We start from the raw sequence: 26323 nt of genomic DNA on the forward strand, positions 1-26323 counted from the left end.
GCTGGATCGCGACGGCCACTACGGTGTCTTCTTCGCGAGCTGGCAGGTCGCATCGATCGACTTGACCAATCGCCAACCTGTCAGTGATGTGTCCGAACAGGTGTCAGCTATGTCTCCGGGCTAAACACTTGTCCCGGCCATCCACGATCTTCGTGCAGCACCAAGAACGTGGATGCCCGGGACAAGCCCGGGCATGACGAGGCTCTGTGGCTTACGCGCTCACGCCGACACCGATCGGGCAGGACACGCCGGTGCCGCCGAGACCGCAATAGCCGGCGGGATTCTTCGCCAGATATTGCTGATGATAATCCTCGGCGAAATAGAATTCGCCGGCGGGCGCGATCTCGGTGGTGATGGCGCCGAGTCCCTTGGCCGCGAGCGCTTTCTGGTAGAGCCCCTTCGACTCGTCGGCGGCCTTCCTCTGCGCATCACTGAAGGTGTAGATCGCGCTTCGGTACTGAGTGCCGACATCGTTGCCCTGGCGCATGCCCTGCGTCGGGTTGTGACTCTCCCAGAACGTCTTCAAAAGTTTTTCGTAGGAGATCCGCTTCGGATCGAACACGACCAGCACCACTTCGGTGTGGGCCGTGCGGCCGGAACAGACTTCCTCATAGGTCGGGTTCGGCGTGTGACCGCCGGCATAGCCGACAGCGGTGGCGTAAACGCCATCGCCGAGTTCCCAGAACTTGCGCTCGGCGCCCCAGAAGCAGCCAAGCCCGAACACGGCCTGCTCGAGGCCGGCGGGATAAGGCGGCTGCAACTTCGCGCCGTTGACGAAATGGGTGGTCGCGGTCGGAATCGCTTGCGCACGGCCCGGCAGCGCTTCCGTGGCGCTCGGCAATGCGGTGGACTTGCGCATGAACAGCATGATTGGGTCTCCGAAACGAGCCGTCCGTCGCTCGAGCCAAGAGCGCTCAGGCGGCGTGCTCGCGATCAGGTGGGAATATAGGCATCTACGCAAGCCGGGGCAGCTTCGTTACGCGGCCCACTCGTGCTCGGTCGCGGGAACGCTCAATCCCGGCGGGAATTGAAGGTCAATCCCGACGGGAATTGAAGGTCAATCCCGGGTATAGCCGATCAGCGGCTTGCGCGGGCGGAACAGGATCATCAGAAGGATGCCCAAAATGCCGAGGACGGCGAAGACCGGCTGGTCCAGCACCAGGCGGATCACCGAAGTCCAGAGCCAGGGCGCCTTGGCCTCGACCCAGGTCCGGAACGCGGTCTGGCTGGCCTGATTGATGTCGTTCCAGAACTGGCCGAACCGGGTGAACTTGAGGGTCTGGTCGGCGACCCAGCGAGCGCCGTCATAGACCATGAAGATGAAACCGCCGGCCAGCAGCAACAGCCCAATCAGTCGGAAAAAGCCGCGGATCATGCCTCACCTTATATGGTCGTCCGATCGGACGACCCCGGAACGTCGCCAGCCAATAGCCGGGGGACGGCAGAAATTCAACCTCTTCAGGGCGTTACGGCGACGCCCTGAAGCGCCCAAGACCCCTTTTTGAGGGCTCGAAAGCGTTGACGGTGCCGCAGACCCTCTCTATAAGGGCGCCAACTGGCGGCGGGCGCAATCCCGCCGCCGCTGTTCTTTGAGCAGTTGCAGGCACCTTGAGCTTAAAGGCTCTCTGGAGCCTCAGAGACAGCCGCAAGGCCGTCGCTCATGTTCCGGGAACAGCCTAGCACCGAACACCCGAAATCCGAGCGTCGATTACGCGGTCAAGCAGCCGGCGCTACCCGACCAAGACGCGACCGGTACCGCAAAGGATATTGAGACCATGGCCAATACCACTTCCGCCAAGAAAGCGACGCGCAAGATCGCCCGCCGCACCGCCGTCAACAAGTCGCGCCGCACCCAGATGCGTGGTGCCGTGCGTACCGTCGAAGAAGCCATCAAGACCGGCGATCGCGCCGCCGCCGTCAAGGCGCTGGCGAATGCCGAGCCCGCCCTGATGCGCGCCGCCCAGCGCAACATCATTCACAAGAACAACGCCAGCCGCAAAGTCTCGCGGCTCACCGCGCAGATCGCCAAGCTCGCCAAATAGTCTCGCCAAGTAATCCGGTCGAGCCGCTCGATCCGATCGAGCATCGCACGCGTCAAACAGCCCGGCATCGCGCCGGGCTTTTTTGTTGGCTGTCACAATTCGCGCATGCACTTATGTGACGACCATCTTCCATTGGAAGCATTCGCATCATCCGTACCATGATGCGTCCAGTTCTACCTGCGGGCGATTTTGCAACAGCGGAAACTTTCACTGCGCTGCGAAAAACCCTTGCAGGGCGGGGCTAACTCGCATTCTCGGGCGCGCGAGTTCTGCACACCGTAGATTCACTGGAACGCACCCGGCGGTGGAGTTACCCTGCGAAATGAGACTCAAAAAACGATGTCTCGCTAATCACTTATCGACATAGCATCGACAAGCATTTGGAAAATTCGCTCGCGCGTCGCGCGCGTGACGCTTTTGTAAAAAATTTTTGGCGGTGGCGGAGAATTGTCACATGACACGCGTCGTCTTCGATTCTGTGCACGGATTCAAAAACTTGCCATCGAGCCTGTGTACAACTCGCGTGCGGCGTTAACGCAGATCAAGTTTTTTGATGCCTCAAGTGTGAATCAATTTCGTTGCGAGTCTTTCCGCTTAGTGTATTCCTTAAGTCGTTCGCGGCGCCCACGATCTTAAGACCAGCGCGGTTTGAGAAACGAGGCGAGCGTGCAGATCGGCGGCGGTGTGCACGTTGGCGACGCTTCAACAAGCGATTGTCGGTTCAAAACCCATAGCAATATGGGAACGGTAGCTCTTTGTCTGAATGTCTCCAAGCGGGATCTTGAATGTCCCGCTCGCGCCAGGCGCAAACGAGAGACCTCTTGACGCTACCCCGATATGCGCGATGGCGAAGCCGGGCGAACGGCTAGTACAGACGGCAGGCATCCGCGACTGGGGCTTCAGGGCGGCTGTCTTTCACACGCAGGACCTTGTCGTGAGCAATCACGGCGGGACGGGGAGGGTATCATGTCCTACGGATTCAACGCGGTATTGACGCAAGTTTCTTCGTTCAACGATGCCGTCTCCGATCCGTCCAGCGACAGACCCCCGACGTGTGAGGGCGCGCAGAGTACGCGCTGACCTCGCGAACTTTCCATCTCCGACATCGCTGATCTGACCCGCGGCGTTTCCGCCGAACGGTCGAGCCATGCCTGACGATGGATGTCGCTTGAGGTCGCGCCATTTCAGGGATCCTTGCAGGAACCCTGTGTGGCGCTCACAACGCAACCTTATCTCTCAAGAGAAGTTTTGAATGATGACGACATCGGAACAGGATCGCTGGTCACGCGTGAAGGGTCGGCTGCGCACGAGCGTGGGCGAGGACGTTTACACGAGCTGGTTTGCGCGCATGGACCTGGAAGGCGTGCAGGAGGAAAGCGTGCGGCTCTCGGTGCCGACGCGCTTCCTGAAGAGCTGGATCCAGGCCCATTATGCCGAGCGCGTGCTGTCGTGCTGGCAGGCCGAGATGCCCGAAGTGCATCGCATCGATCTCACGGTCCGTTCCGCGGTGCGCCCGGTGGTGCAGGCGAAGGAAGCGCCGGCGCCTGTCGAGGCGCGACGCGCGCCCGCTCCGGAGCTGCGCTCGACCGCAACCGTGCCGGTCTCCGCCAATCACGATGCGCTCGGCGGCTCGCCGCTCGATCCGCGCCTGACCTTTGCGAGCTTCGTCGTCGGCCGTTCCAACACGCTGGCGCATGCGGCCGCGCGCCAGGTCGCCGAAGGACGCCGCGGCGACCCCGTGATGTTCAACCCGCTCTACATCCACGCCGGCGTCGGCCTCGGCAAGACGCATCTGCTCCAGGCGGTGACCTGGGCCGGCAATTCCGGCAACGAGCGCAAGGTGCTGTATCTCACGGCCGAGAAATTCATGTACGGCTTCGTCGCCGCGCTGAAGACGCAGACGGCGCTCGCCTTCAAGGAAGCGCTGCGCGGCATCGACGTGCTGGTGATCGACGACCTCCAGTTCCTCCAGGGCAAGTCGACGCAGGCCGAGTTCTGTCACACGCTGAACGCGCTGATCGACGCCGGCCGCCAGGTCGTGATCGCGGCCGACCGTCCGCCGTCCGACCTCGAAAGCCTGGACGACCGCGTCCGCTCGCGCCTCGCCGGCGGCCTCGTGGTCGAGATGGGCTCGCTCGGCGAGGAACTGCGGCACGGCATCCTCAAGTCGCGCGTCGCCGCCGCCCGCGCCCATCATGCGAGCTTCGACGTGCCGGAGGAGGTGCTGCATTATCTGGCCCGCACCATCACCCATAACGGCCGCGACCTCGAAGGCGCGATCAACCGCCTGCTGGCGCACTCCAAGCTCAACAACCAGCCGGTGACGCTGGAGATGGCCGAGCGCGAGGTGCGCGACCTGGTCCGGCCGCAGGAGCCGAAGCGGATCAAGATCGAGGACATCCAGCGCGTGGTGGCGCGGCAGTATAATGTCAGCCGCTCCGACCTCCTGTCCTCGCGCCGCACCGCCAACGTGGTCCGCCCGCGGCAGGTCGCGATGTACCTCGCCAAGACGCTGACCCTGCGCTCGCTCCCCGAGATCGGCCGCCGCTTCGGCGGACGCGACCACACCACGGTGCTGCACGCCGTGCGCAAGATTGAGGCGCTGGTCGGCAAGGACACGGCGCTGTCGGAAGAGGTCGAGTCGCTGAAGCGCCAGCTTCAGGAATAAACGCCTAAAGCGCGATGAGATTGCGATGAATTGTCATCGCGCTTTAGGTTGTTGTTTGAGCATGATCTTTTCGGAAAACCGCTTCACACTTTTCCGGATCATGCTCTGGGACCCCTGCCCCGTTTGACCGCCGCCCGGCCCTGGCCGGGCGGCGTCCTCGTTTCGAGCCTGTAAATCGTGGGGAACTGGCCCGCAATCCCTTGAAACGGATGGCTTTCCGCGCCACCTTGCACGACCCTGACGGCTTTGGTCATATCGGCTGGATGATCCGGCCTGTCGGGTCTTCGGTGCCGTGGCGCGCGTCCCGCCGCCCGGCTTTTCCAACGTTGGTGTTTCTCCTTGGGGATCGGGCGAGTAGTGCAATGAAGGTTACGGTCGAACGCGCGCAACTCCTGAAGTCGCTGGGCCATGTCCACCGCGTGGTCGAGCGCCGCAACACGATTCCGATCCTCGGCAACGTGCTGGTCCGCGCCGAGGGCGCGAAATTGTCGCTGAAAGCGACCGACCTCGACCTCGAGGTGACGGAGACGCTGCCCGCCGAGACTGCGACCGCGGGCTCCACCACGGTGCCGGCACACATGTTCTACGACATCGTGCGCAAGCTGCCGGATGGCTCGCAGATCGTGCTCGAGGCCGACGGCGACCGCGCCGTGCTGGCGATCCGCGCCGGCCGTTCGCGCTTCACGCTCCAGACCCTGCCGGAGAATGATTTCCCGGATCTGGCCGCCGGCGACATGTCGCATTCCTTCTCGCTCGCCGCCAAGGACGTCAAGCGGCTGATCGACCGCACCCAGTTCGCGATCTCGACCGAAGAGACGCGGTATTATCTCAACGGCATCTATCTGCACGCCGCCGGCACGGCGAAGGCCGCGACCCTGCGCGGCGTCGCCACCGACGGCCACCGCCTCGCCCAGCTCGACCTGGTGCAGCCCAAGGGCGCCGACGGCATGCCCGGCGTGATCGTGCCGCGCAAGACCGTCGGCGAGGTGCAGCGCCTGATCGAGGACAACGAGGCCGAGGTCACGATCGAGCTGTCGCAGGCCAAGATCCGCTTCACCATCGGCAATGTGGTGCTGACCTCGAAGCTGATCGACGGCACCTTCCCCGACTATGGCCGCGTCATCCCGCAGAACAACGACAAGGAACTCGTCGTCGACAAGAAGGATTTCGAGAACGCGGTCGACCGCGTCTCGACGATTTCGAGCGAGCGCGGCCGCGCGGTGAAATTGTCGCTGTCGGCGGGCAAGCTGGTGCTGTCGGTGACCAATCCGGATTCCGGCAGCGCGACCGAAGAGCTCGAGGTCGAATACGCCTCCGACGCCCTCGATATCGGCTTCAACTCGCGCTATTTGCTCGACATCGCCGCCCAGATCGAAGGCGACGTCGCAACCCTGAAGCTCGCCGACCCCGGCTCGCCGACCCTCGTGCAAGACCGCGACGACAAGAGCGCGCTGTACGTGCTGATGCCGATGCGGGTGTGAGGCCTTCCTCTTGTCATGGCCGGGCTTGACCCGGCCATCCATCAAACAAAATGACCTATTGGGTGTACATCCTCGCCAGCAAGCCCGGTGGAACACTCTATATCGGCGTCACCAACAATCTGGTGAGACGCGTCTACGAACACCGCGAAGGCCTGGCGGACGGCTTCACCAGACGCTACGGGGTGAAGACCTTGGTCTATTTTGAGGCGCACGACACGATCGCCGCTGCCCTCCAGCGCGAAAAGAACATGAAGCACTGGCCGCGCGAATGGAAGATCGATCTGATCGTTAAGAGCAATCCCACGTGGCAAGACCCATATGATGAAATTGTCCGCTGACGCGGACGATGGATTGCCGGGTCAAGCCCGGCAATGACGAGCTAACATGACCCCCTCCCGCATCCATCGCCTGACGCTGACGCATTTTCGCAATTATCGGGCGGCGGGGCTCGAGACGGCGGCTGACATGGTGGCGCTGGTCGGGCCGAACGGGGCGGGCAAGACCAATTGCATCGAGGCGATCTCGTTCCTGTCGCCGGGGCGCGGCCTGCGGCGCGCGACGCTGGAGGATGTCGCCGACAACCAGGGCGACGGCTCCTGGGCGGTGTCGGCGCAGGTCGAGGGCGCGCTGGGGCTCGCCACGCTCGGCACCGGCATCGACGCGCCTCGCCCCGACAGCTCCGTGAGCCGGCGCTGCCGCATCGACCGCGAGCCGGTCAATTCCGCAGCCAGCTTCGGCGACCACATCCGCATGGTCTGGCTGACGCCGGCGATGGACGGGCTGTTCATGGGCGCCGCCTCCGAGCGCCGGCGCTTCTTCGACCGCCTGGTGCTCGCCATCGACAACGACCATTCCAGCCGCATCTCCGCGCTCGAACGCTCGCTGCGCTCGCGCAACCGCCTGCTCGAGACGCGCAATTACGACGACCATTGGTGTGACGCGATCGAGCGCGAGACCGCGGAGCTGGCGGTCGCGGTCGCGGCGACGCGCGGCCAGACCGCGGCGCGGCTCACCGGCATGCTGAATGCGCGCGCGCAGGCCTCCGCCTTCCCGTCGGCGCAAATCGCGCTCGACGGCTGGATGGAGAACGCCCTGCTGACGGAGACCGCGACGTCGGTCGAGGACCGCTACCGCCAGATCCTGCGCGACAACCGCCCGCGCGACGCCATCGCCGGCCGCACCACCGACGGCCCGCACCTGACCGATCTCCAGGTGATCTATGCGCCCAAGAGCATGCCGGCGCGCGACGCATCGACCGGCGAGCAGAAGGCGCTGCTGATCGGCCTCGTGCTGGCGCATGCGACGCTGGTGGCGGAGATGACCGGCATCGTGCCGCTGCTGCTGCTCGACGAGGTCGTCGCCCATCTCGATCCGAACCGCCGCGCGGCGCTGTTCGAGGAGCTGAGGAAGCTCGGCGCGCAGGTCTGGCTGACCGGTGCGGACCCCGCCGCCTTCGCCGGGATCGGCGCCGGGGGCGAGGTGTTTGACGTCGAGAGCGGGCGGATATCGGCCCGGCGCCAGGACGGCCGTTGAACCCGACCGTTTCCGACCGCGACTAGCTGCTTGAGGCCGCGCCGACGGTGTCGCAGCCGTCGCGATCGCGCGATGACAGTCGGATCGCGCGACGTTCCTGGAGAATGAGATGCGGACGGTAAGGCTTGGGGTGCGAGCCCCGGCACGATGGCGGGCGTTTGCGTGCGGCCTCTTCCTGCTCGCGATCGGCATGCTTGCAGCCAGCGCCTGGGTGCCGCATCTGGCGCCGCTGTTCTCCGCGACGCTCGCGCCGGATCCCGATGCCAGGCTGCCCGCACCGACCCGCTACAGCTACAGGGGCACCCACACCACCATGATGCGCGGCGTCGAAGCGCCGCTCCGCGTCAAGCTGGACGCCATCGTGCCCGCAGAGCTCGATGACGTCCTTGCCTTCTATCGCACCGAGCTCGGAAAGCTCGGCTGGCAGGAACAGCATGATGGCGCGGTGATCACCGCCGATCACTTCCAGCTCCCGTTCGTCTCTCCGCTGGGGCCGGCGGCGCTGGAGCTCGGCCGCAAGGACGGCAGCACCAGGATCCACCTCGTGCAGAAGAACGCGAATGCGGCGAACGAGGCGAACATCATGCCCGACCCCGGCCAGGCGAAGCTGGTGTTCAGCAACATCAGCGAGACAGAAGCCGTGCTCACGATCAACGAGCAGATCGTCCCGCGCCCCGCCGGCGCCAACGCCGTCGCGCTGGACCTGGCGCCCGGCAAGTATTCCTACGCACTGAGCGTACCGGACCGTCCGGCCACCACGAACATCCTCACTGTCGCCGCCGGCGATACCTGGGAGCTCACGGTCGGGCGCGACGGTGACGCGTGGCCACCGCTCCAGCTGTATTGAGCCCTGCCCCCTCGATCCGCCGATGACGCTGCTCCGACGCCGCCGCTTGAACCTCTCCGGTTCCTGCAGCGACTCCTCGTCTGAGGCCGCGCGCCGACAGTCTCGCAGCCTGCCCTTGCGCGAGGCATCAAGACCTCCGCGACATCCGGGAGTTTTGACGATGCCAACGATCCGGCGCGGGGCGCAAGTCCCGGCAAGATGGCTGCTGCTTGCCTGCGGCATTCTCGCGATGGCGAGCACCCCGCTTCCCGCGAGAGCGGCAGACGAAGGCATCGTCGACGTGCATACCCTGCCGCGGCTGGACGGCGCGGTCGAGGACACCTCGCGCCCCGACACCTATCGCGTGATCTACACCGTGCCGACCCCTGTTGCAGCGACGTCGACTGCAACGAAGAGGCTGCTGAGCGCCGATGGCTGGGTGCCCTACGTGTATCCGCTGGACGAGAAGAGCACGGCGCTGACCTTCAAGAAGGGACGACAGGGGCTCCGCGTCTCCTTCACGCAAGCGCCCGGGCGCCCCGACCAGTCCGCCGTGTCCTACACGCCGAACCGGATCTATTCGAACGTGCCGTTTCCGGACGGCGCGACCGATCTCGTGTTCGACGAGACCCGGCCCTATCTCGGCTGCATTGCGCCCGGCGCACGCGAGGCGACCTCGGACTTCTTCACCAGGGAAATGGCGGCGATCGGCTGGCGCAAGCTCACGCCCGAGACGGCCGCGCGCTGGCCGAAGGCCGATCTCGGCGAGGCCGTGCCGAACGGCCTGCGCGTGTTCTACGACCATCCCGATGGCGACACGACGCAGTTCTACAAGCAGAAGCCGGTGATGCTGACCCTGACACGCCGCGACGACGGCCGGACCCAAGTCGAGATCAGGGTGGCGCCGTTCGCGCTGCCCGAAGAGCTCCAGGCCGACGACGACGTCGCCGGCCTGCCGCGGCCCAAGTCGACCAAATCGGCGAAGGGCCTTGGAAGCGCGAGCTCCAACAAGCGTGAGATGTCGGCCGCCGCGATGGCCGAGCTGCCCGTCGTGCTCGCCTTCTACCATCGCGAGCTCGCCGCGCGCGGCTGGCAGGAGGATGGCAGCGCGCCGCTCGCGCCCGGCGACGATTTGGCGATCAAGGTCTCCTCTGCCGAGGAAACCGGCGTGCTGCGGCTCGGCCGCAAATATGATCTCACCATGGTCAGCCTAACTGCGCAGGTGAAGGAGTCAGCGCTTGCCGCCCGCGCCAGGGCGAAGAAGGAGGCCGACGAGAAATTCCTTGGCGATGCGTTAGGTGCGGCCAAGCAGCTCATCGCCGCCGACGAAGCGAGGCGCAAGGTGCAGGCGGCCGCGCTGTCCGATGCGCCGCTCAATGCCCTCTCCGACAGCAAGACGCCGGTGCCTCTGCCCGAGACCGCCGAAGGCGTGACGTTCGAAGGTGGCGACGGCCGGCTCGAATTCTCCTCCACGTCGAGCGTGAAGGCGCTCAGCACGTTCTATCGCACGACCCTGAAGAATGCGGGATGGAAGGAGCAGCCCTCCGTCATCAACCAGCCCAACATGGCGGTGATGGCGTTCTCCAAGGGCGGCAAGTCGATCTCGATGACCGTGATGCAGATGGGTCCGAAGGTGAATGTCCGCGCCGATGGATCGGGCCTGGTGATGGCAGCAGCCAAGCCTGCGGCTGGCGCGGAGGTGCAGGCCAAGTCCTCCGAGCCGCTCAAGCCGGATACCGAATCCCAGCTCCCGGTACCGACCCAACGTTCGTCGATCTCGCTCGCCACCACGAAAATGCCGGGCAGCGAGACACCATTCCGCCGCGAGCTGGCGGCCAGCATCCCTGCTCCGCTCGACGATGTCCTGGCTTTCTATCGTACGGAGCTGTCCAAGCTCGGCTGGCGGGAAAAGACCGATGGCGCATCTGTGTCCGCAGAACGCGCGCAGATCGACTTCACCTCGCCACAAGGCCCGGCCGTGCTCAAGCTCGGCCGCGCCAAGGGCGAGACCACGGTCAGTCTGGCGCAGAAGAATACGGATGCCGCGACCAAGGCCGACATCATGCCCAGGGACGGGCAGGCCAGGGTGATGCTGGGCAATATCGGGCCGAAGGACGCGTCGATGACGATCAACAAACAGACGGTGAAGATCGCGGCCGGCGCCGGCGGCCCGCAATCGCCGAAAGGCCCGATGCTCGACCTGCCGCCGGGCCAGTACCCGTACACGCTGCGCATCCCCGGACGCTCGGCTCGCACCGAGAGCCTGACCGTGGCTGCGGGCGATGCCTGGGGCCTCATGGTGGGGCCGAGCGGAGACGTGCTGCCGCTCCAGATGTATTGAGCGCCACGAAGGCGGTGCGCTCCCTCTCCCGCTTGCGGGAGCAGCCTGAGCAAGCGTCTCGTCCTTCGAGACGACCGCTTCCAGCGGTCTCCTCAGGATGAGGCTGACCGGCATCCGGGTCCGTTGAAACTGCTGCCGCATACGCCGCCCTCATCCTGAGGAGCCCGCCCAAGGCGGGCGTCTCGAAGGATGGCAGCGGAGAATCCATTTCCGCTCGTATTGGCGCCTCGGAACCGCCCTTCCCGAGCCCGCAAAATCCACGCCTTTCGAGACCCAGAACGGGCTCTCGAATCGGGCTTTTCGCGAGCCTCGGAATCGGCCTTCAAAAGCCTTGAAAACTTGCTAAAAAATCCTATCTGCTCAAAGGGTTGCCAGAAGATACTTTGCGCTAGGCGCAAGCGGTCTTTCATGGCACAAATAGCCTGCAAATCAGCGCCTTTTGCGCGGCTGATTCGGGCGACATCTCGAAGGCCTCTCATGACAGAACCTGCTCGGCAGCCGCGTGCCGAAAACGAGCCCTCCAACGCGAGCGACTACGGCGCGGAATCGATCCGCGTGCTCAAGGGTCTCGATGCCGTCCGCAAGCGCCCGGGCATGTATATCGGCGACACCGACGACGGCTCGGGCCTGCACCACATGGTCTACGAGGTCGTCGACAACGCGATCGACGAGGCGCTCGCGGGCCACGCCACGCGCGTCGACGTCATCCTCAATGCCGACAATTCCGTCACCGTGCGCGACGACGGCCGCGGCATTCCGGTCGACATCCACAAGGGTGAAGGCATCTCGGCGGCCGAGGTCATCATGACCCAGCTGCACGCCGGCGGTAAGTTCGACCAGAACTCCTACAAGGTCTCCGGCGGCCTGCACGGCGTCGGCGTCTCCGTCGTCAACGCGCTGTCGAGCAAGCTCGGCTTGCGCATCTGGCGCGACGACAAGGAGCACTACATCGAGTTCGCCCATGGCGATGCCGTCGCACCGCTAAAGGTCGTCGGCGATGCGCCGGGCAAGCGCGGCACCGAGGTGACGTTCCTGGCCTCGACCGAGACGTTCAAGAACATCGAGTACGATTTCGCCACGCTCGAGCACCGGCTGCGCGAGCTCGCCTTCCTCAATTCCGGCGTCAACATCGCCCTCTCCGATATGCGTCACGCGGTCGAGAAGCGCGAGGAGATGCACTATTCCGGCGGCGTCGAGGAATTCGTCAAATATCTCGACCGCAACAAGAAGGCGCTAGTGCCGACGCCGATCATGGTGCGCTCTGAGGCCAACGGCATCGGCGTCGAGGCCGCGCTGTGGTGGAACGACAGCTACCACGAGAACGTGCTGTGCTTCACCAACAACATCCCGCAGCGCGACGGCGGCACCCATCTGGCCGGTTTCCGCGGCGCGCTGACGCGCCAGGTCAACGGCTATGCCGAGGCCAACGCGAAGAAGGAAAAGATCGCGCTGACCGGCGACGACTGCCGCGAAGGCCTCACCGCCGTGCTGTCGGTGAAGGTGCCCGATCCAAAATTCTCGTCGCAGACCAAGGACAAGCTGGTGTCCTCGGAAGTGCGCCCCGTGGTCGAGAACGTCCTCAACGAGGCGCTCCAGGCCTGGTTCGAGGAGCACCCGAGCGAAGCCAAGATGATCGTCGGCAAGGTGATCCAGGCCGCCGCCGCGCGCGAGGCCGCGCGAAAGGCGCGCGAGCTGACGCGCAAGAGCCCGCTCTCGGTCTCCTCGCTGCCCGGCAAGCTCGCCGACTGCCAGGAAAAGGATCCGGCCAAGTCAGAACTGTTCATCGTCGAGGGCGACTCGGCAGGCGGCAGCGCCAAGCAGGGCCGCAACCGCGAATTCCAGGCGGTGCTGCCGCTGCGCGGCAAGATCTTGAACGTCGAACGCGTCCGCCCCGACAAGATGCTGTCGAGCGAGCAGATCGGCACGCTGATCACCGCGCTCGGCACCGGCATCAGCGACGATTTCTCGGTCGAGAAGCTGCGCTATCACAAGATCATCGTGATGACGGACGCCGACGTCGACGGCGCCCACATCCGCACGCTGCTGCTCACCTTCTTCTACCGGCAGATGCGCGACATCATCGACGGCGGCTATCTCTACATCGCCCAGCCGCCGCTCTATAAGGTCTCTCGCGGCAAGTCCGAGCAGTACCTGAAGGACGAGCGGGCGCTGGAAGACTATCTGATCGACGCCGGCCTCGACGACTGCGTGTTCGTTCCCGGCACCGGCGGCGACCGCACCGGCCGCGACCTGCGCTCGCTGGTCGACGACGCCCGCGTCGTCCGCAGCATTTTGCGCAATCTGCACAGCCGCTATAACCGGAAGGTGGTCGAGCAGGCCGCCATCACCGGCGTGCTGAACAAGTCGATCTACGGCAATCCGGAGAACGCGGCGGCGGCCGCGCAATACATCGCGAGCCGGCTGGACAACCAGGCCGAGGAGGTCGAGCGCGGCTGGGTCGGGCAATTCGTCGAGGGCCAGGGTTTCCTGTTCGAGCGCACCGTGCGCGGCGTCAAGGAAGCCGCCATCATCGACGACGCGCTGCTCGGCTCCGCCGAGGCCCGCAAGCTCGACGAGTACGCGCCAAGGCTCCAGGACGTCTACGCCCGCTCCGGCAAGCTGCGGCGGAAGGACAGCGAGCACGTGGTTCACGGCCCGTCCGATCTGTTCGAGGCGGTCACCGACTCCGGCCGCAAGGGCATCACGCTCCAGCGCTACAAAGGTCTCGGCGAGATGAACCCGGAACAGCTCTGGGAGACCACGCTCGACACCGAGGTGCGCTCGCTCCTGCAGGTGAAGGTCAAGGAGGTCGACGAGGCCGACGACATCTTCACCAAGCTGATGGGCGACGTGGTCGAGCCGCGCCGCGACTTCATCCAGGAACATTCGCTGAGCGCGACGATCGATATCTGAGGCACGACGGGTTTTGGCTTAGTCGGTGCCGACCATCGGCGCTGTTACCTCTCCCGTAGGGAGAGGTAAGACACACCCCTGAACCTCACCGCTCGCCATCGCGACGAAGTGGCATGAACCCGCAAGGCCGGTTTCGGCCGGGAAGCGTCATGTCATGACCAGCTCCGTAGCGACCAGTTCCACTGTGCCCTCCCGCCGCCTCGGCATCATCGGCAGCATTGTCGGCGTGCTGGCGCTGATGGCGGCCGTGCTGCCGCATTGGGTCGTGCCGATCGTGTTTCCGCCGCCACCGGCGGATCAGGTCATCGTCGACACCGGACATCGCATCAAGGACCGCGTCATCGCGCGCGTGAAGGGCGTCGAGTATCAAGCTCCGAAGGTCGAGAAATCGGCGGGACGAAGCTGGAGCGAAACGGCTTCCGTCACCGCGATCTCGCTCGGCCTGCTCGCCATCCTGCTCTCGGTCCTCGCGCTAATTTTCAGGGAGGAACGGCTCCTTGCTGCCGTCGCCGCCACGCTCGGCACCGGCGCCATCGCGGTCGAGATCTCGTTCGTCGTGATCGGCGCGCTGATCCTGATCGCAATCCTCTATGTGGTAGCGAATATCATCGGGCTGTTCTGAGGGCGATCCAACGCCAGCACGCCACACGCACCGCCCTCATCCTGAGGAGCCCGCGAAGCGGGCGTCTCGAAGGATGGCCGCAAGGCGAGAGCCGGGCCTTTCATGGTTCGAGACGCGCGTTCCGCGCTCCTCACCATGAGGAGCCGGCAGCCGCTTCGGAGCTGGCAACGGCTCTTACCGCGGCCAGCACAATTGCTACCGCGCTCAATTCTCTGTAGTTTCCGGCTCGCAAAACAGCCCGCCCACCAACAGGACAGCGAGAACCCCGTGGCGCCCATCCAATACATCGTCGAGGGCGGTCACCGGCTCTCGGGCTCGATCGAGCCGTCCGGCAACAAGAATTCGGCGCTGCCGATCATCGCCGCCGCCCTGCTCACCGAGCACCCGGTGACGCTTCACAACGTGCCGCGGATCCGCGACACCGAGACGCTGGTCGAGCTGATCCGCTCGGTCGGCGCGGCGGCCGACTGGACCGCGCGCAATACGCTGCATATCCACGCCAAGAGCATCCGCGCGGCCGATCTCGATCCCGAGCTGTGCGTGCGCATCCGCGCCTCGATCCTGCTCGCGGGGCCCCTGCTCGCCCGCTGCGGCGAGCTGATGCTGCCGCCGCCCGGCGGCGACGTCATCGGCCGGCGCCGGCTCGACACCCATGTGCTCGCGCTGGAGCAGCTGGGGGCCAAGGTCACCGCGACCGACCGGCTCGAATTCCGCGCGCCGAAGCTGACCGGTGCCGACGTGTTCCTGGACGAGCCGAGCGTCACCGCGACCGAGAACGCGCTGGTCGCGGCCGCGGCCGCCGGCGGTGTCACCTACCTGCGCAACGCGGCGTCCGAGCCGCACGTGCAGGACCTCGCCAATTTCCTGGTCGCGCTCGGCGCGAAGATCGAGGGCATCGGCACCAACACCATGGTGGTCCATGGCGGGGCCACGCTCGGATCCACGACCTATTCCATTCAGCCCGACCACATCGAGGTCGGCTCGCTGATCGGCCTTGCCGCCGTGACGCGCTCGCCGCTACGCATCGTGCGTGCAGGTGTCGAGCACCTGCGCTCGATCCGCATGGGCTTCGAGCGGCTCGGCATCGTCTGCCGCGTCGAGGGCGACGACCTGATCGTGCCCTCGAACCAGACGCTGAAGATCCAGGACGATTTCGGCGGCCACGTGCCGAAGCTGGAGGACCAGCCCTGGCCGGCCTTCCCGGCCGATCTGATGTCGATCGCGATCGTCACCGCCACGCAATGCGAGGGCGTGATCCTGATGTTCGAGAAGATGTTCGAATCGCGGATGTTCTTCGTCGACAAGCTGATCGCGATGGGCGCGCGCATCGTGCTGTGCGACCCGCATCGCGCCATCATCGCCGGCCCCAGCCGCCTGCGCGGCGCGCCGATGACCTCGCCCGACATCCGCGCCGGCATGGCGATGCTGCTCGCCGCGGTCTGCGCCGAAGGCACCTCCACCATCAACAACGCCGACCAGATCGAGCGCGGCTATGAACGCATCGAGGAACGGCTGAACGCGCTGGGCGCGAAGATCAAGCGCGTGCCGGAACGGAAGGGCTGATCTTCGCCTCTCCCCGCAAGCGGGGCGAGGGAGAAGAGCTCCGCGCGTCCGCGACACGGGCCATGTTTTCGACGTGTGGCTGTGCTATTGAGCCGGCCATGCTCGACAAGGTCCAGCCTCGTCCGCAGCCGCAAGCCGGCGTGCCGCCAAACCATCTCGCCGAAGAGTTCGTCGAGACGCTGCGGCTCGCCGTGCCGATGATGCTGACGCAGCTCGGGCAGATCGCGATGATCACGACCGACCTCGCGTTGATCGGGCGGCTCGGTGAGGACGCGGTGGCCGCGGCAGCTCTGTCGCATACGGTCTATTTCGTCAGCTTCACCTTCGGGCTCGGATTGATGTCCGCGGTGTCGCCACTCGCTGCGCAGGCCTTCGGCGCCGGCGACGTCAGGCTGATACGCCGTTCCCTGCGCGTCGGCTTGTGGGTCGCACTGCTGATCTCGCTGCCGATGATGGCCTCACCGCTCTATGGCGAACACATTCTGCTCGCACTCGGACAGGCACCGCAGTCGTCCGCGCTCGCCCAGCGCTATCTGAATGGCCTCGCCTGGGGCATCGCGCCGGCGCTCGGCTTCATCGCGCTGCGCAGCATGATGAGCGCCGTGAACCGGCCGCAGGCGCCGCTGTGGATCACGCTCGCCGCGATCCCGGTCAATGCCGCGCTGGTCTATGTCCTCATCCACGGACTGTTCGGCCTGCCGGAGCTCGGCCTGTTCGGCGCCGGGCTCGCGACCACCCTCGTCAATCTCGGCACCTTCGTCGCGGCGCTCGCCATCGCGGCGTGGCGAAAGCCGTTCGCGGACTATCGTCCGCTCGCCCATCTCTGGCGGATCGACTGGCCGCTGATGCGCCAGCTCATCGCTGTGGGCGCGCCGATCTCGATCTCGCTGCTGATGGAATATGGCCTGTTCTCCTCGGCGGCACTGCTGATGGGGCTGATCTCGACCACCGCGCTCGCCGCGCATCAGATCGCGCTCCAGGTCACGGCGGTGCTGTTCATGGTCCCGCTCGGCATCGGCATGGCCGCCACCGTGCGGGTCGGCCACGCCTTCGGCCGCAACGAGCCGCTCGCGGTGAAACGCGCCGGGCTGGTCGCCGCCGTGCTCGGAATCGTCCTGGTCTCCGCACTGACGGTCGCGATCATCCTCGGCCGCTATCAGCTCGGACGATTGTTCTTCGGCTCGGGCGAGGCCAGCGCGGCAACCGTCGAACTGACGGCGACACTGCTGGTGGTCGGCGCGACGTTCTTCATTGCCGATGGCCTGCAGACCATCGTGGGCGGCGCGCTGCGCGGTATCAATGATACCAGGATGACACTGGTGTTCGCGGCGATCGGCTATTGGGGCGTCGCTTTTCCCATCGCCTGGGTGCTGGCCTTCAATGCCGGGCTCGGCGCGGTCGGCGTCTGGATCGGGTTCTCGGTCGGGACCTTCGTCTATGCCGGGCTCCTGATCTTGCGCTTCCAGATGCTGGCGCGCAGATTGGCGGGATGATCGGGACCGTCCGCGAAGTCGCCCCCAATGTCGACGCCCGCACGCTGCTGACCGGTGCCCAGTTCATCGACGCGTTTCGCGTCGAGATCGGCGCGGCGGCGGTGACGGCGCGCGAGGCCTGCACAAGGATGGTGGTGCACGGGCCACGCTGGATCGACGCGCTGCTGCGCCTGCGTAACATCGCGGTCGCGCCGTTCGGGTTGAAGACATCCGGCGAAGGCGCGCCGGCGCCGCATGGCCTGATCGGCCTGTTTCCGGTGCTGAGCGAGACGCCTGAGCGTCTGGTCGCGGGCTTCGACGATTATCATCTCGACTTCCGCATCGTGGTCGATGTGGCCGGCGATGCCGCGGCCCGGCAGGTGACCTCGACCACGCTGGTGCGAACGCATAATCTGCTCGGACGGACCTACCTCACCCTGATCATGCCTTTCCACAAGCTCGTGGTGCGCAGCATGCTGGGACGGATCGTGGAGCGGCCCGTCAGCCCGACGGCATGAACCGATTTCTCGGAGCCTGCGACTGAGACGTGGCGCCCCATGATGGCGGCGCGTTCGGAGGTCGCATGTATCTGGTCAAGTTCTTCCATCGCGCGCCCGGAGACGATGATCGCGAGCTGATGCTGATTCCAGGAAGCAATCCCACGGTGATGGGCATCCGCATGAACTGGGAGGGCGAGCCCGGATCGGATCAATATCTGCGCGAGGAGTTTCCCGATATCGCCGAGGCCGCCGCAGCCTTCCGCCGCCATATCGCCGAGCTCGTGGCCACCGGCTATGTCGAAACCCACCACACCCAGCATTCCCTGCGCAACCTCCTGCCCGATCCCCAGGCAAAGCCGGATTGGCAGAAGGGGCTGGATGAGCTGATGATGTTGGCGCTCAGCGCGCCGCTCGCCGAGCAGGCGAAGCAGCTCGCGGCGCTCAGGGGCACGCCGGCCGAGCATGAGCCGCTGTATCTCTGGCTGGCCGCCCATCACGGCAACGCTGCGGGTCAGGATGCGGCCCAGACCGCGCGCTTCGCCGAGCAGGCGCGCGATGTGCTCGTTGCACGGCGGGCTGCCGGACAGGTGCATTATGCCTGGTCGATCTACGAGAACGATCTCGAAGGACGCATCCTGGAATTGCTGAGCGACGCCTATCTGCAAGCCGACAATCCGGACGCCGCGCTCAAGACGATCGAACATTTGTGCAGGATCGCCCCGAACCATGAACGCATCCTCAAGCGAGCCGAGATTCTCTGCGGCTACTTTTCCGAACGGCGGGAGGAAGCCTTCGACGATGCCTATCAATGGTCGCGGTTCGGCGGCTACGAGGACATCATGGCGTTTCCCGGCTATGCCGAATATGAAGCACAGCGCAGGACGGGAACGTCCGCCAAGGGCTGGCGCTGGAAGGTGGGCACGCCGGCGAGCGAAGCCGATGTGAGCGCGGCCGAGCAGGCGCTCGGTGTCCGGCTGCCCGATGACTATCGCAATTTCCTGCTGACGCGCGGCGAGACCGAGCTTCTGGTCCGGCTGCCCGAATCCTCCTCCGAGCTCCGCTTCTATGCGCCGGGCGACCTCGCCACGCAGCAGCGCAACGTCATGGACTTCATTGCCCATTCCGAGGACGAGATCGAAGAGGCCTGCGCTTATTTCCGTAAACAGTACGGCGTTTCGCTGAGACACCTGGTGCCGGTTGCCGAGCCGACGCTGCTCAGCCGCTGCCTGCTGCTCCATGTCGAGCCCGGCGAACGCTATGGCCAGTGTTTCCAGTGGGACCATGACGGCGCATGGGAGCTCGAACAGCCGCAGCCGGGCTTCGACGTCGCGTTGCAGGCGCTGACCGATGGTATCGAACGGCGCGACGCGGCGCAGCTGGCGTTCTTCGACCTCTAGATGATCTACTCCGCCACGCGCGCGGGCTTATCGGCCGCCGCTTCCGACCATTCGCCGACGACGCGGTCGAGATCGCACAGATTCTGGTGCATCTGCTCCAGCGAGAAGCCGATCGCGAAGAAGCGCTCGACCGTGTCGCCGGGCTGGCCGCGGATCAGGCCGTCCTGGCGCACGGCGGCGACCGCCTCGGCGTAGTGCTGGAGCGCGACGTGGACGGGATGGATCGGCGGCGCACCGGCGCCTTCGCGCAAGGCCGTGGCGGCCGAACGCAGGAAGCGCGCGATTACCGTCGAGACCTCCGTCAGCGGGCCTGCGAGTCGCGTCTGCACTTCGGCGGGGAGCGGCACCACGGTGGCGCGGCCGATCATCACGACGTCATGGCGCAGCCTCAGGATGGTTCGCAGCAACGGGCCGGTGTCCGGCCCGCTCGACAGGCGTGCGGCACGCTCGCGCTCGGCTTCGGCACCAATGGCATTCATGCCCACCATCGCCGCGCCGATGCCGTCCTGGATCCGGTGCAGCGCGTCGTTGTCGCGGCCGCGCGTGAGACCCGCGAGCAGCTCGGTGAAGGCATCCGCAATCAGCTCGAGCAGTTGCGCCGCGGCGGCGCGGATCTGCCGCACCGCGCGCGAGGGCAGCACCAGGAACGAGACGATCAGGCCCGTGAGGGCACCGACCGCGACCTCGCTGACGCGATCGATCGCCGAAGTCATCGGATCGGAGTGATGCATGGTCGGAACAAGGAGCACGATCACGGCCGTGACCGTCGCGGCGCTGAGGCTCGGATTGATCGCGGCGATGAAGGCGAGCGGAGCGACGGAGAGCACCAGCAGCCCCAGCAGGCCGACTTCGCTGGAATAGGGGATCAGGATGGCGATGGCGCCGCCATAGATGGCGCCGCCGATGGTGCCGAGCATGTAGTCGCGCGTCGCCTTCAGCGAGCGGCCGACGCTCATCTGGGTCACGATCAGTGAGGTCAGCACCGCCCAGAGCGGCAGCAACAGATGCAGCGCGGTGGCGATTGCATAGGCCGCTACCGCCGCCACGGTGACCCGGATCGCCAGTCCCAGTTGCGTCCTGCGCGCCCGGATCCGGTCGAACAGCTCTCTTGCGCGTGTCATCGTCAACGTCCCGGTCCTCTTGAGCCAGGCTAAAGCATGGCTGATGCCCGCCGCCGCAAGGCCGCTTGAAAGGCGAAATCAGCCCGCCTAACTTGCCGGCCAAAACGAGGAAACACGATGGCCCACGAAACCGCAACGCTTGCCGCCTATGTCTTCAATCTGAAATACCAGGATATTCCGGCGGAAGTGCTGGATCGCGCCAAAGTGCTGACGCTGGATTTCCTCGGCAGCGCCATCCGCGCCCGCAGCGAGGCGGAATCGACCCCGTCGATCCTGAAGATGCTGGAGGCGCTCGCGCTCGACGCCAGGGGCGAATCCACCGTGTTCGGCGATGCCAAGACCTGGACACCGGCAGTGGCGGCACTGCTCAACGGCGCGCTGGGGCATTCGCTCGACTTCGACGACACGCATGCCGATTCCTCGCTGCATCCGAGCGCACCGGTCGTGCCGGCCGCCTTCGCCGTCGGCGAGATGGTCGGTGCGTCCGGCCGCGACGTGCTGACGGCGATCGTCGCGGGCTACGAGGTCTGCTGCCGGCTCGGCAACGCGCTCGACCCGACTTCGCACTACGCGCGCGGCTTCCATCCGACCGCCACCGCCGGCACCTATGGTGCTGCCGCGGCGGCGGCCAAGCTGTTCGGCCTCAGCGAGAAGCGGATCATCGCCGCTTTCGGCGTCTCCGGCAGCCAGGCCGCGGGCTCGCTGCAATTCCTGGTCAACGGCGCCTGGAACAAGCGCTACCAGGTCGGCGCGGCCGCGATGAACGGCGTGATCGCCGCGACGCTGGCGCGCAACGATTTCGTCGGCGCGACGGAATCGGTCGAGGGCAAGCACGGCCTGCTCGCCGGCTACACCGACGACGCTCACCCGGACAAGGCGGTGGCCGAGCTCGGCAAGACCTACGAGACGATGAAGATCGGCGTAAAACCCTATCCGAGCTGCCGCTACACCCATGCCGCGATCGACGCGCTGATCGCGATGCGGCGCGAGCACAATCTGACGCCGGACCAGGTCAGGCGCGTCGAGATCGGCCTGCACCGCAACGGCATCACGCTCACCGGCGACGCCGCGACCAAGCGCCACCCGCGCTCGATCGTCGGCGGCCAGTTCTCGATGTTCTTCACCGGCGCACTCGCGCTCGATCAGGGCTCGTTCGGCTGGGACGACTACAACCGGCTTGGGGACGCCGCGATCGACGCGCTCGCCGAAAAGTTCGAGGTGGTGCAGGACGACCGGCTCGAGATCGGCCGCACGCATCCGTTCGGCGCGCGCGTCAGCATCACGACGGACGATGGCGTGCACGAGCGGCTCTACGCCGATCCCTCCGGCGAGCCGAATTCGTTCCCGGATACGCAGGCCATGCAGCAGAAGTTCTTGACACTGACACGGCCCGTGCTGAATGCGCGCGCGGAGAAGTTTGCCGATGCGATCATGACGCTGGAGCGGTTCGATCGCGTGGCCAAGGCGACCGAATTGGGGAGGTAGTGGGCGGTCTCATCGCCTCTCCCCGCCTGCGGGGAGAGGCCGGAAGCCAAGCGCAGCTTGGATTCCGGGTGAGGGGGACTCTCCGCGAATCCAACTCTCACCTCCCGCGCGGAGACTCCTCCTCACCCTAACCCTCTCCCCGCAAGCGGCAGGGCTATCGCATATGGCATTTTGCGCGACCTGAGCGCGCGCCTCATCCTTCGAGACGCCCGCTTCGCGGGCTCCTCAGGATGAGGCTAAGCAGCATCGGTGTTCGTTGAAACTAAAGCCGCGCACTCAATCCTCATCCTGAGGGCCCGCCAACGGCGGGCGTCTCGAAGGATGGCCACAGGCGAAATCGCTCCCATATGCGATTGCCCTGCCGCGTGCGGGGAGAGGGAATAGAAGCGGCCCTCCTCTCAATTCACCCCCGCCAGCGTCCCCTTCTCGCGCGTCGCGGCGATTACGTCGCGGACGAGATCGAACACGCCATCCGCTTCCGGCGGCCAGTTCGGCGAACGGCCGAGCCGGACGATCACGAGGCGTTCGGACGGGATCACGATGGTGTACTGGCCGATCGTGCCCTTGGCGAAGAACGCGTCGCGCGGCCAGCCGTGCGCGACGCGAAACTTCGCACCAAAGCTGTCGCCCTGGTTGGTCCAGAAGCCGGCGCCGACGCCGACCCAGGCATTGGGCGTGGGCGAGGACGAATAGCTCACCCATCCCTCTGGCAGGATACGCTTGCCGCCGGCGACGCCGTCATTGAGATAGAGCTGGCCGAAGCGCGCCCAGTCGCGCGCGGAGGCCAGCATTTCGCCGGAGCCCTCGATCGTGCCTGAAACGTCGAGCTGAAGCGTGACGTTGACCATGCCGAGTGGCGCGAACAATTCGCGGCGCGCGAAGCGGAGCGCATCGGCGGGCTTACCGCCGGCGGCATCGCGCAGCAGATGCGCGAGGATGAGGAAGTTGCCGTCGTGATAATTCCACGCCGTGCCCGGCGCGGTTGCAAGCGGCGCGCGCTCGGCAAAGCTGGCCATATCGTCCTCGGCGTATTTCATGGTGTTTACCGGTTCGAGCACGGAGCCGAGCGAGGCCTGCAACGAGCTTCCGAGCGCAATGCCTGCGGTGTGACGCAGCAACTGGTCGACAGTGATGGCGTGGCGCGGATCATCCAGATTTTGCCAGGCGGCAATTGGCGCGGGCCCGCCGAGCTTCAACTTGCCCTGGCGCACGAGAATGCCCGTCAGGGCGGACATCACCGACTTCGTCATGGAGAAGCCGAGCAGCTGCGTCTTCGGCCCGACACCGTCGGCGTAGCGCTCGGCGATGATGCGGCCGGCCTTCATGACAACGATCGCGCGCGTGCGGCGGTAAGGCGGGCGTACGGGCTCGGCGAAGGCGCGGTCGAGTGCGGCTGAGAGCCCCTGGCTTTGCGGGGCTACGATATCTGGGCCGGCGATCTCGGGGAGCAACGCCGGCTGCTTGTCGTCAGGCGGTAACGCCACGTCGACGATCCCCTGGCCGTGCTCGAGCGTGCAACCAAGTCCCTCGCGATAGACCGCGTGGCTGCGGCCGATGCCGAACAGGGACACCGTGACATCCTTGCGCGTGCGATCGACCTGAATATCCATCGCCCAGGTGAGCAGACCCGCGCCCGGCATCGCGTCGGTGGTCTCGGCGAGGTCGCGCATGGGATCGAGGCCGGAGACGAAGGTCTCCGAGCAGAGTGTGTCGGCGATGAAGCCGGTGGCAACCTTGGGCACGTCGCGAGCCCGCGCGGCGCCGAGCGCGAGAACGGCGCAGGCGATGGCGGTGGTAACGAGGATGATCTTGCGGCGGCGGGTCACAGGCTTTCTCCGGCTTCGGGGGTGTGTGCAGGAGAAAGAACAGGGCTCGCCGATGACGGCTCGCCGGATTTGGAAAATGGCCTGATTGAAACCGGACGGGACTGGTCGTTTCTGGAATAGACTAGTTATTTCAAATTCTTGTGCCTGGACGAGATCGTCGCGGCAGCGGCGGTGCGCTCCCTCTCCCCGCAAGCGGGGAGAGGTTAAGAAGCCGTCAGGCCGCGCTGGCTTTGAGCCGCCGATACTCCGTCGGCGTCACGCCGGTCACCGCCTTGAACGCGCGATTGAACGGGCCGAGCGACTGGAAGCCGGCGTCCATGGCGATGGTGATGACGGGAACCTCGGCCTGGGCGGGATCGGCGAGCGCGGCCTTGGCTTCCTCGATGCGGTGGTTGTTCAGAAACACATTGAAGTTGCGATAGCCGAGCCGCTGGTTGATCAGCCGGCGCAACCGGTATTCCGGGATCTTCAGCCGGCCCGCGAGCACGCCGATGGTGATGTTCTCCTGACGATAGACCCGCTCGTCCGCCATCAGGCGCATCAAGGCGTCGATGGACTTTTGATCGGCGGCGTCCTCAGCGGCCTGCGGGCTGAAAATGACCGCCGGTGCGGCCTTCGCGGCGACCGGAAACAGATCGGCGGCATCGACGCGCATCATGGCATAGGCGATGGCCGCGACGATGCAGGCGAGCACGCCGGCATTGATCGTATCGGCGGCATCGCCGACGCGGGAACCCGCGACGGAGATCTGAAGCAGCGCATTCACCCCGCCATAGAGCGCGCCGGCACAGACGAGGAAGACGCGAACGCGGCGGCGGCGCTCGACCAGGTCGGCCGGCCACGAGGCGATCGTCTGCCCAATCGCAAGCGCGATGAAGCCGAGCACGATCAGGTTGACCACCGTCACCGAGAACCGCACGTGGCCGCCCGGTGCAATCCAGAGGCATCCAACGAAGCTGAACGCCGTCACCAGCGCCCAGACCCATCCGTGCCACCGGCTCAAGCGAAACTCATCGTCGAACAGCGCGCGCGTGAACAGCCAGAACACCACGATGTTGCCGGTCGATAGCGCAATGAGCGGCGCATGCCATGGCGGGATCCGCGACGTGACATCAACCGAATAGCTCACCGCATGCGCAGCCAGGCCCAGGGCGAGAGCAGCACCGAGCCGCCCCGCCAGCACGTTGCGAAAGTCCGAGACCAGCGACGCCGCCAGCACCAGCAGCAGCGCGACGCTGGCGGCGCGAAAGGCAAGCTCGGCTGCGGCAAGGGTCATCGGGCGATGCGATCGGTCGCGGTTGAGTCCGTCGAACATCGTTCGTTACACCAGCTTTTTCAAGGACCATCCGCACCAGAACCGTCATCGCCCGGCTTGACCGGGCGATCCAGTATTCCGAGGCAGCAGTGATTGGACCGCTGGGCCGCGGCGTACTGGATTCCCCGCTTTCGCGGGGAATGACTGCTGAGTATGTGGCGCTATTGCGGCCCGCGACAGCTGGCCTTTGTCGCGACGACGACGCCAAATCCTGCTACGATCAGGATCGCTAAAATACAGAAGGAGTCCACCCATGAGCTGGCAACCCTCGAATGATCCCGTGCTCGGCGATCCCCTGTCCTGCGATGCGCTCGATCTCGTCATCGTGCCGCGCACGCGCGACCTCGGCGACGGCTTCGCGGTGCGCCGCGCGCTGCCGCATGGCAAGCGGCAGATGGTCGGTCCCTTCATCTTCTTCGATCATTTCGGACCGGTGCAGTTCGTCTCGGGCAAGGGCATGGACGTGCGGCCGCACCCGCATATCGGGCTCGCCACCGTCACCTATCTGTTCGACGGCGCGATCATGCATCGCGACAGCGAGGGCAACGTCCAGGAGATCGCGCCCGGCGCGATGAACTTGATGACGGCCGGGCGCGGCATCGCCCATTCCGAGCGCACCCCGGACGCGCAGCGCGCATCCGGCCAGAAGATGCTTGGCCTGCAAAGCTGGATCGCGCTGCCGGCCGGTTCGGAAGAGATCGCGCCGTCGTTCCAGCATTACGCCGCCGGCGACCTGCCGATGATCTCCGAGCGCGATTTTACCGCGCGCGTGATCGCGGGCTCGTCGTTCGGCATCGCCTCGCCGGTGTCGATGGTCTCGCCCTGGTTCTACACCGAGGTCACGGCGGCGGAAGGCGCCAGTGTGCCGCTCGACCCCGACCATGAGGAGCGCGCGATCTACCTCGTCGACGGCGAGGTCGAGATCGCGAACGAGCGCTATGAGGGGCCGCGGCTCCTGATCTTCCGGCCCGGCGACCGCATCACCGTGAAGGCGCTCAAGGCGACGCGAATGATGTTTCTCGGCGGCGATGCGCTGGAGGGCCCGCGCCACATCTGGTGGAATTTCGTCTCCTCCAGCAAGGAGCGGATCGAGCAGGCCAAGCAGGACTGGAAAACCGGCCGCTTCGCCGCGGTTCCGCAGGAACATGAGTTCATTCCGCTGCCGGAATAGGCTAAGCCGGTTTTCCGGCCGCGCTGTCCGGTGCGGCCGGATGTCCT

General features: G+C 65.8%; 20 protein-coding genes and 1 pseudogene. 16 read left to right on the forward strand and 5 right to left on the reverse strand.

Annotation, left to right across the window (positions count from 1 at the left end; genetic code table 11):
- Positions 1-124, forward strand: a pseudogene (locus tag GPL20_RS36090) (IS481-like element ISRm20 family transposase); the annotation flags it as partial.
- 87 nt (positions 125-211) lie between these two features.
- Here GPL20_RS36090 and msrA read toward each other — a convergent pair.
- The gene (gene msrA / locus GPL20_RS36095) at positions 212-868 is read right to left on the reverse strand and encodes a peptide-methionine (S)-S-oxide reductase MsrA (protein WP_157337065.1); all 657 of its coding nucleotides are present in this window, start codon (positions 866-868) and stop codon (positions 212-214) included.
- Positions 869-1057: 189 nt separating this feature from the next.
- The gene (locus GPL20_RS36100) at positions 1058-1375 is read right to left on the reverse strand and encodes a hypothetical protein (RefSeq protein WP_157337067.1); all 318 of its coding nucleotides are present in this window, start codon (positions 1373-1375) and stop codon (positions 1058-1060) included.
- A gap of 400 nt (positions 1376-1775) precedes the next feature.
- Between GPL20_RS36100 and rpsT the strand changes: the two genes are divergently transcribed.
- The 13 genes from rpsT (at position 1776) to GPL20_RS39235 (ending at position 19358) form a co-directional block, all read left to right on the forward strand.
- The gene (rpsT, locus tag GPL20_RS36105; protein ID WP_027549990.1) at positions 1776-2042 is read left to right on the forward strand and encodes a 30S ribosomal protein S20; all 267 of its coding nucleotides are present in this window, start codon (positions 1776-1778) and stop codon (positions 2040-2042) included.
- Positions 2043-3297: 1255 nt separating this feature from the next.
- Positions 3298-4710 carry a chromosomal replication initiator protein DnaA gene (dnaA, locus tag GPL20_RS36110; RefSeq protein ID WP_157337113.1) on the forward strand — a complete coding sequence of 471 codons (1413 nt, stop codon included), beginning with the start codon at positions 3298-3300 and terminating at the stop codon, positions 4708-4710.
- Positions 4711-5072: 362 nt separating this feature from the next.
- The gene (dnaN, locus tag GPL20_RS36115) at positions 5073-6191 is read left to right on the forward strand and encodes a DNA polymerase III subunit beta (RefSeq protein WP_157337069.1); all 1119 of its coding nucleotides are present in this window, start codon (positions 5073-5075) and stop codon (positions 6189-6191) included.
- 50 nt (positions 6192-6241) lie between these two features.
- The gene (locus GPL20_RS36120; protein WP_157337071.1) at positions 6242-6529 is read left to right on the forward strand and encodes a GIY-YIG nuclease family protein; all 288 of its coding nucleotides are present in this window, start codon (positions 6242-6244) and stop codon (positions 6527-6529) included.
- 46 nt (positions 6530-6575) lie between these two features.
- The gene (gene recF / locus GPL20_RS36125; protein WP_157337073.1) at positions 6576-7724 is read left to right on the forward strand and encodes a DNA replication/repair protein RecF; all 1149 of its coding nucleotides are present in this window, start codon (positions 6576-6578) and stop codon (positions 7722-7724) included.
- A 109-nt stretch (positions 7725-7833) separates the two neighbouring features.
- Positions 7834-8571, forward strand: a complete 738-nt coding sequence (locus tag GPL20_RS36130; protein ID WP_157337075.1) for a hypothetical protein — start codon at positions 7834-7836, stop codon at positions 8569-8571.
- A 160-nt stretch (positions 8572-8731) separates the two neighbouring features.
- Complete coding sequence (locus tag GPL20_RS36135; protein ID WP_157337077.1) at positions 8732-10891, forward strand: hypothetical protein; 2160 nt, start codon at positions 8732-8734, stop codon at positions 10889-10891.
- A gap of 477 nt (positions 10892-11368) precedes the next feature.
- Positions 11369-13804, forward strand: coding sequence for a DNA topoisomerase (ATP-hydrolyzing) subunit B (gene gyrB, locus GPL20_RS36140; RefSeq protein ID WP_157337079.1), 2436 nt, complete (start codon positions 11369-11371; stop codon positions 13802-13804).
- Positions 13805-13958: 154 nt separating this feature from the next.
- Positions 13959-14426, forward strand: a complete 468-nt coding sequence (locus GPL20_RS36145) for a hypothetical protein (RefSeq protein ID WP_157337081.1) — start codon at positions 13959-13961, stop codon at positions 14424-14426.
- 267 nt (positions 14427-14693) lie between these two features.
- On the forward strand, positions 14694-15989 hold the full coding sequence (gene murA / locus GPL20_RS36150; RefSeq protein WP_254126506.1) for a UDP-N-acetylglucosamine 1-carboxyvinyltransferase: 1296 nt from the start codon (positions 14694-14696) through the stop codon (positions 15987-15989).
- Between the two features lie 98 nt (positions 15990-16087).
- Positions 16088-17482, forward strand: a complete 1395-nt coding sequence (locus tag GPL20_RS36155) for an MATE family efflux transporter (protein ID WP_157337083.1) — start codon at positions 16088-16090, stop codon at positions 17480-17482.
- Positions 17479-17979: a DUF2867 domain-containing protein gene (locus GPL20_RS36160; protein ID WP_157337085.1), complete on the forward strand. Its 501-nt coding sequence runs from the start codon at positions 17479-17481 to the stop codon at positions 17977-17979. The genes GPL20_RS36155 and GPL20_RS36160 overlap by 4 nt, the downstream gene beginning before the upstream one ends.
- Before the next feature lie 65 nt (positions 17980-18044).
- Positions 18045-19358 carry an SMI1/KNR4 family protein gene (locus tag GPL20_RS39235; RefSeq protein ID WP_205751235.1) on the forward strand — a complete coding sequence of 438 codons (1314 nt, stop codon included), beginning with the start codon at positions 18045-18047 and terminating at the stop codon, positions 19356-19358.
- A gap of 5 nt (positions 19359-19363) precedes the next feature.
- Here GPL20_RS39235 and GPL20_RS36170 read toward each other — a convergent pair whose 3' ends face one another.
- Positions 19364-20479: an FUSC family protein gene (locus GPL20_RS36170; RefSeq protein ID WP_157337088.1), complete on the reverse strand. Its 1116-nt coding sequence runs from the start codon at positions 20477-20479 to the stop codon at positions 19364-19366.
- A 117-nt stretch (positions 20480-20596) separates the two neighbouring features.
- Between GPL20_RS36170 and GPL20_RS36175 the strand changes: the two genes are divergently transcribed.
- Positions 20597-21964, forward strand: coding sequence for an MmgE/PrpD family protein (locus GPL20_RS36175; RefSeq protein ID WP_157337090.1), 1368 nt, complete (start codon positions 20597-20599; stop codon positions 21962-21964).
- A 398-nt stretch (positions 21965-22362) separates the two neighbouring features.
- Here GPL20_RS36175 and GPL20_RS36180 read toward each other — a convergent pair whose 3' ends face one another.
- Together GPL20_RS36180 and GPL20_RS36185 are read right to left on the reverse strand one after the other, a co-directional pair.
- The gene (locus GPL20_RS36180) at positions 22363-23790 is read right to left on the reverse strand and encodes a serine hydrolase domain-containing protein (RefSeq protein ID WP_254126109.1); all 1428 of its coding nucleotides are present in this window, start codon (positions 23788-23790) and stop codon (positions 22363-22365) included.
- A 214-nt stretch (positions 23791-24004) separates the two neighbouring features.
- On the reverse strand, positions 24005-25066 hold the full coding sequence (locus GPL20_RS36185) for an AraC family transcriptional regulator (protein ID WP_157337091.1): 1062 nt from the start codon (positions 25064-25066) through the stop codon (positions 24005-24007).
- A 292-nt stretch (positions 25067-25358) separates the two neighbouring features.
- Between GPL20_RS36185 and GPL20_RS36190 the strand changes: the two genes are divergently transcribed.
- Positions 25359-26276 (forward strand): pirin family protein, encoded by a 918-nt coding sequence (locus tag GPL20_RS36190; protein ID WP_157337093.1) that lies wholly within the window; start codon positions 25359-25361, stop codon positions 26274-26276.
- Positions 26277-26323 lie beyond the last annotated feature (47 nt).

Source organism: Bradyrhizobium cajani (genome assembly GCF_009759665.1).
GTDB lineage: Bacteria > Pseudomonadota > Alphaproteobacteria > Rhizobiales > Xanthobacteraceae > Bradyrhizobium > Bradyrhizobium cajani.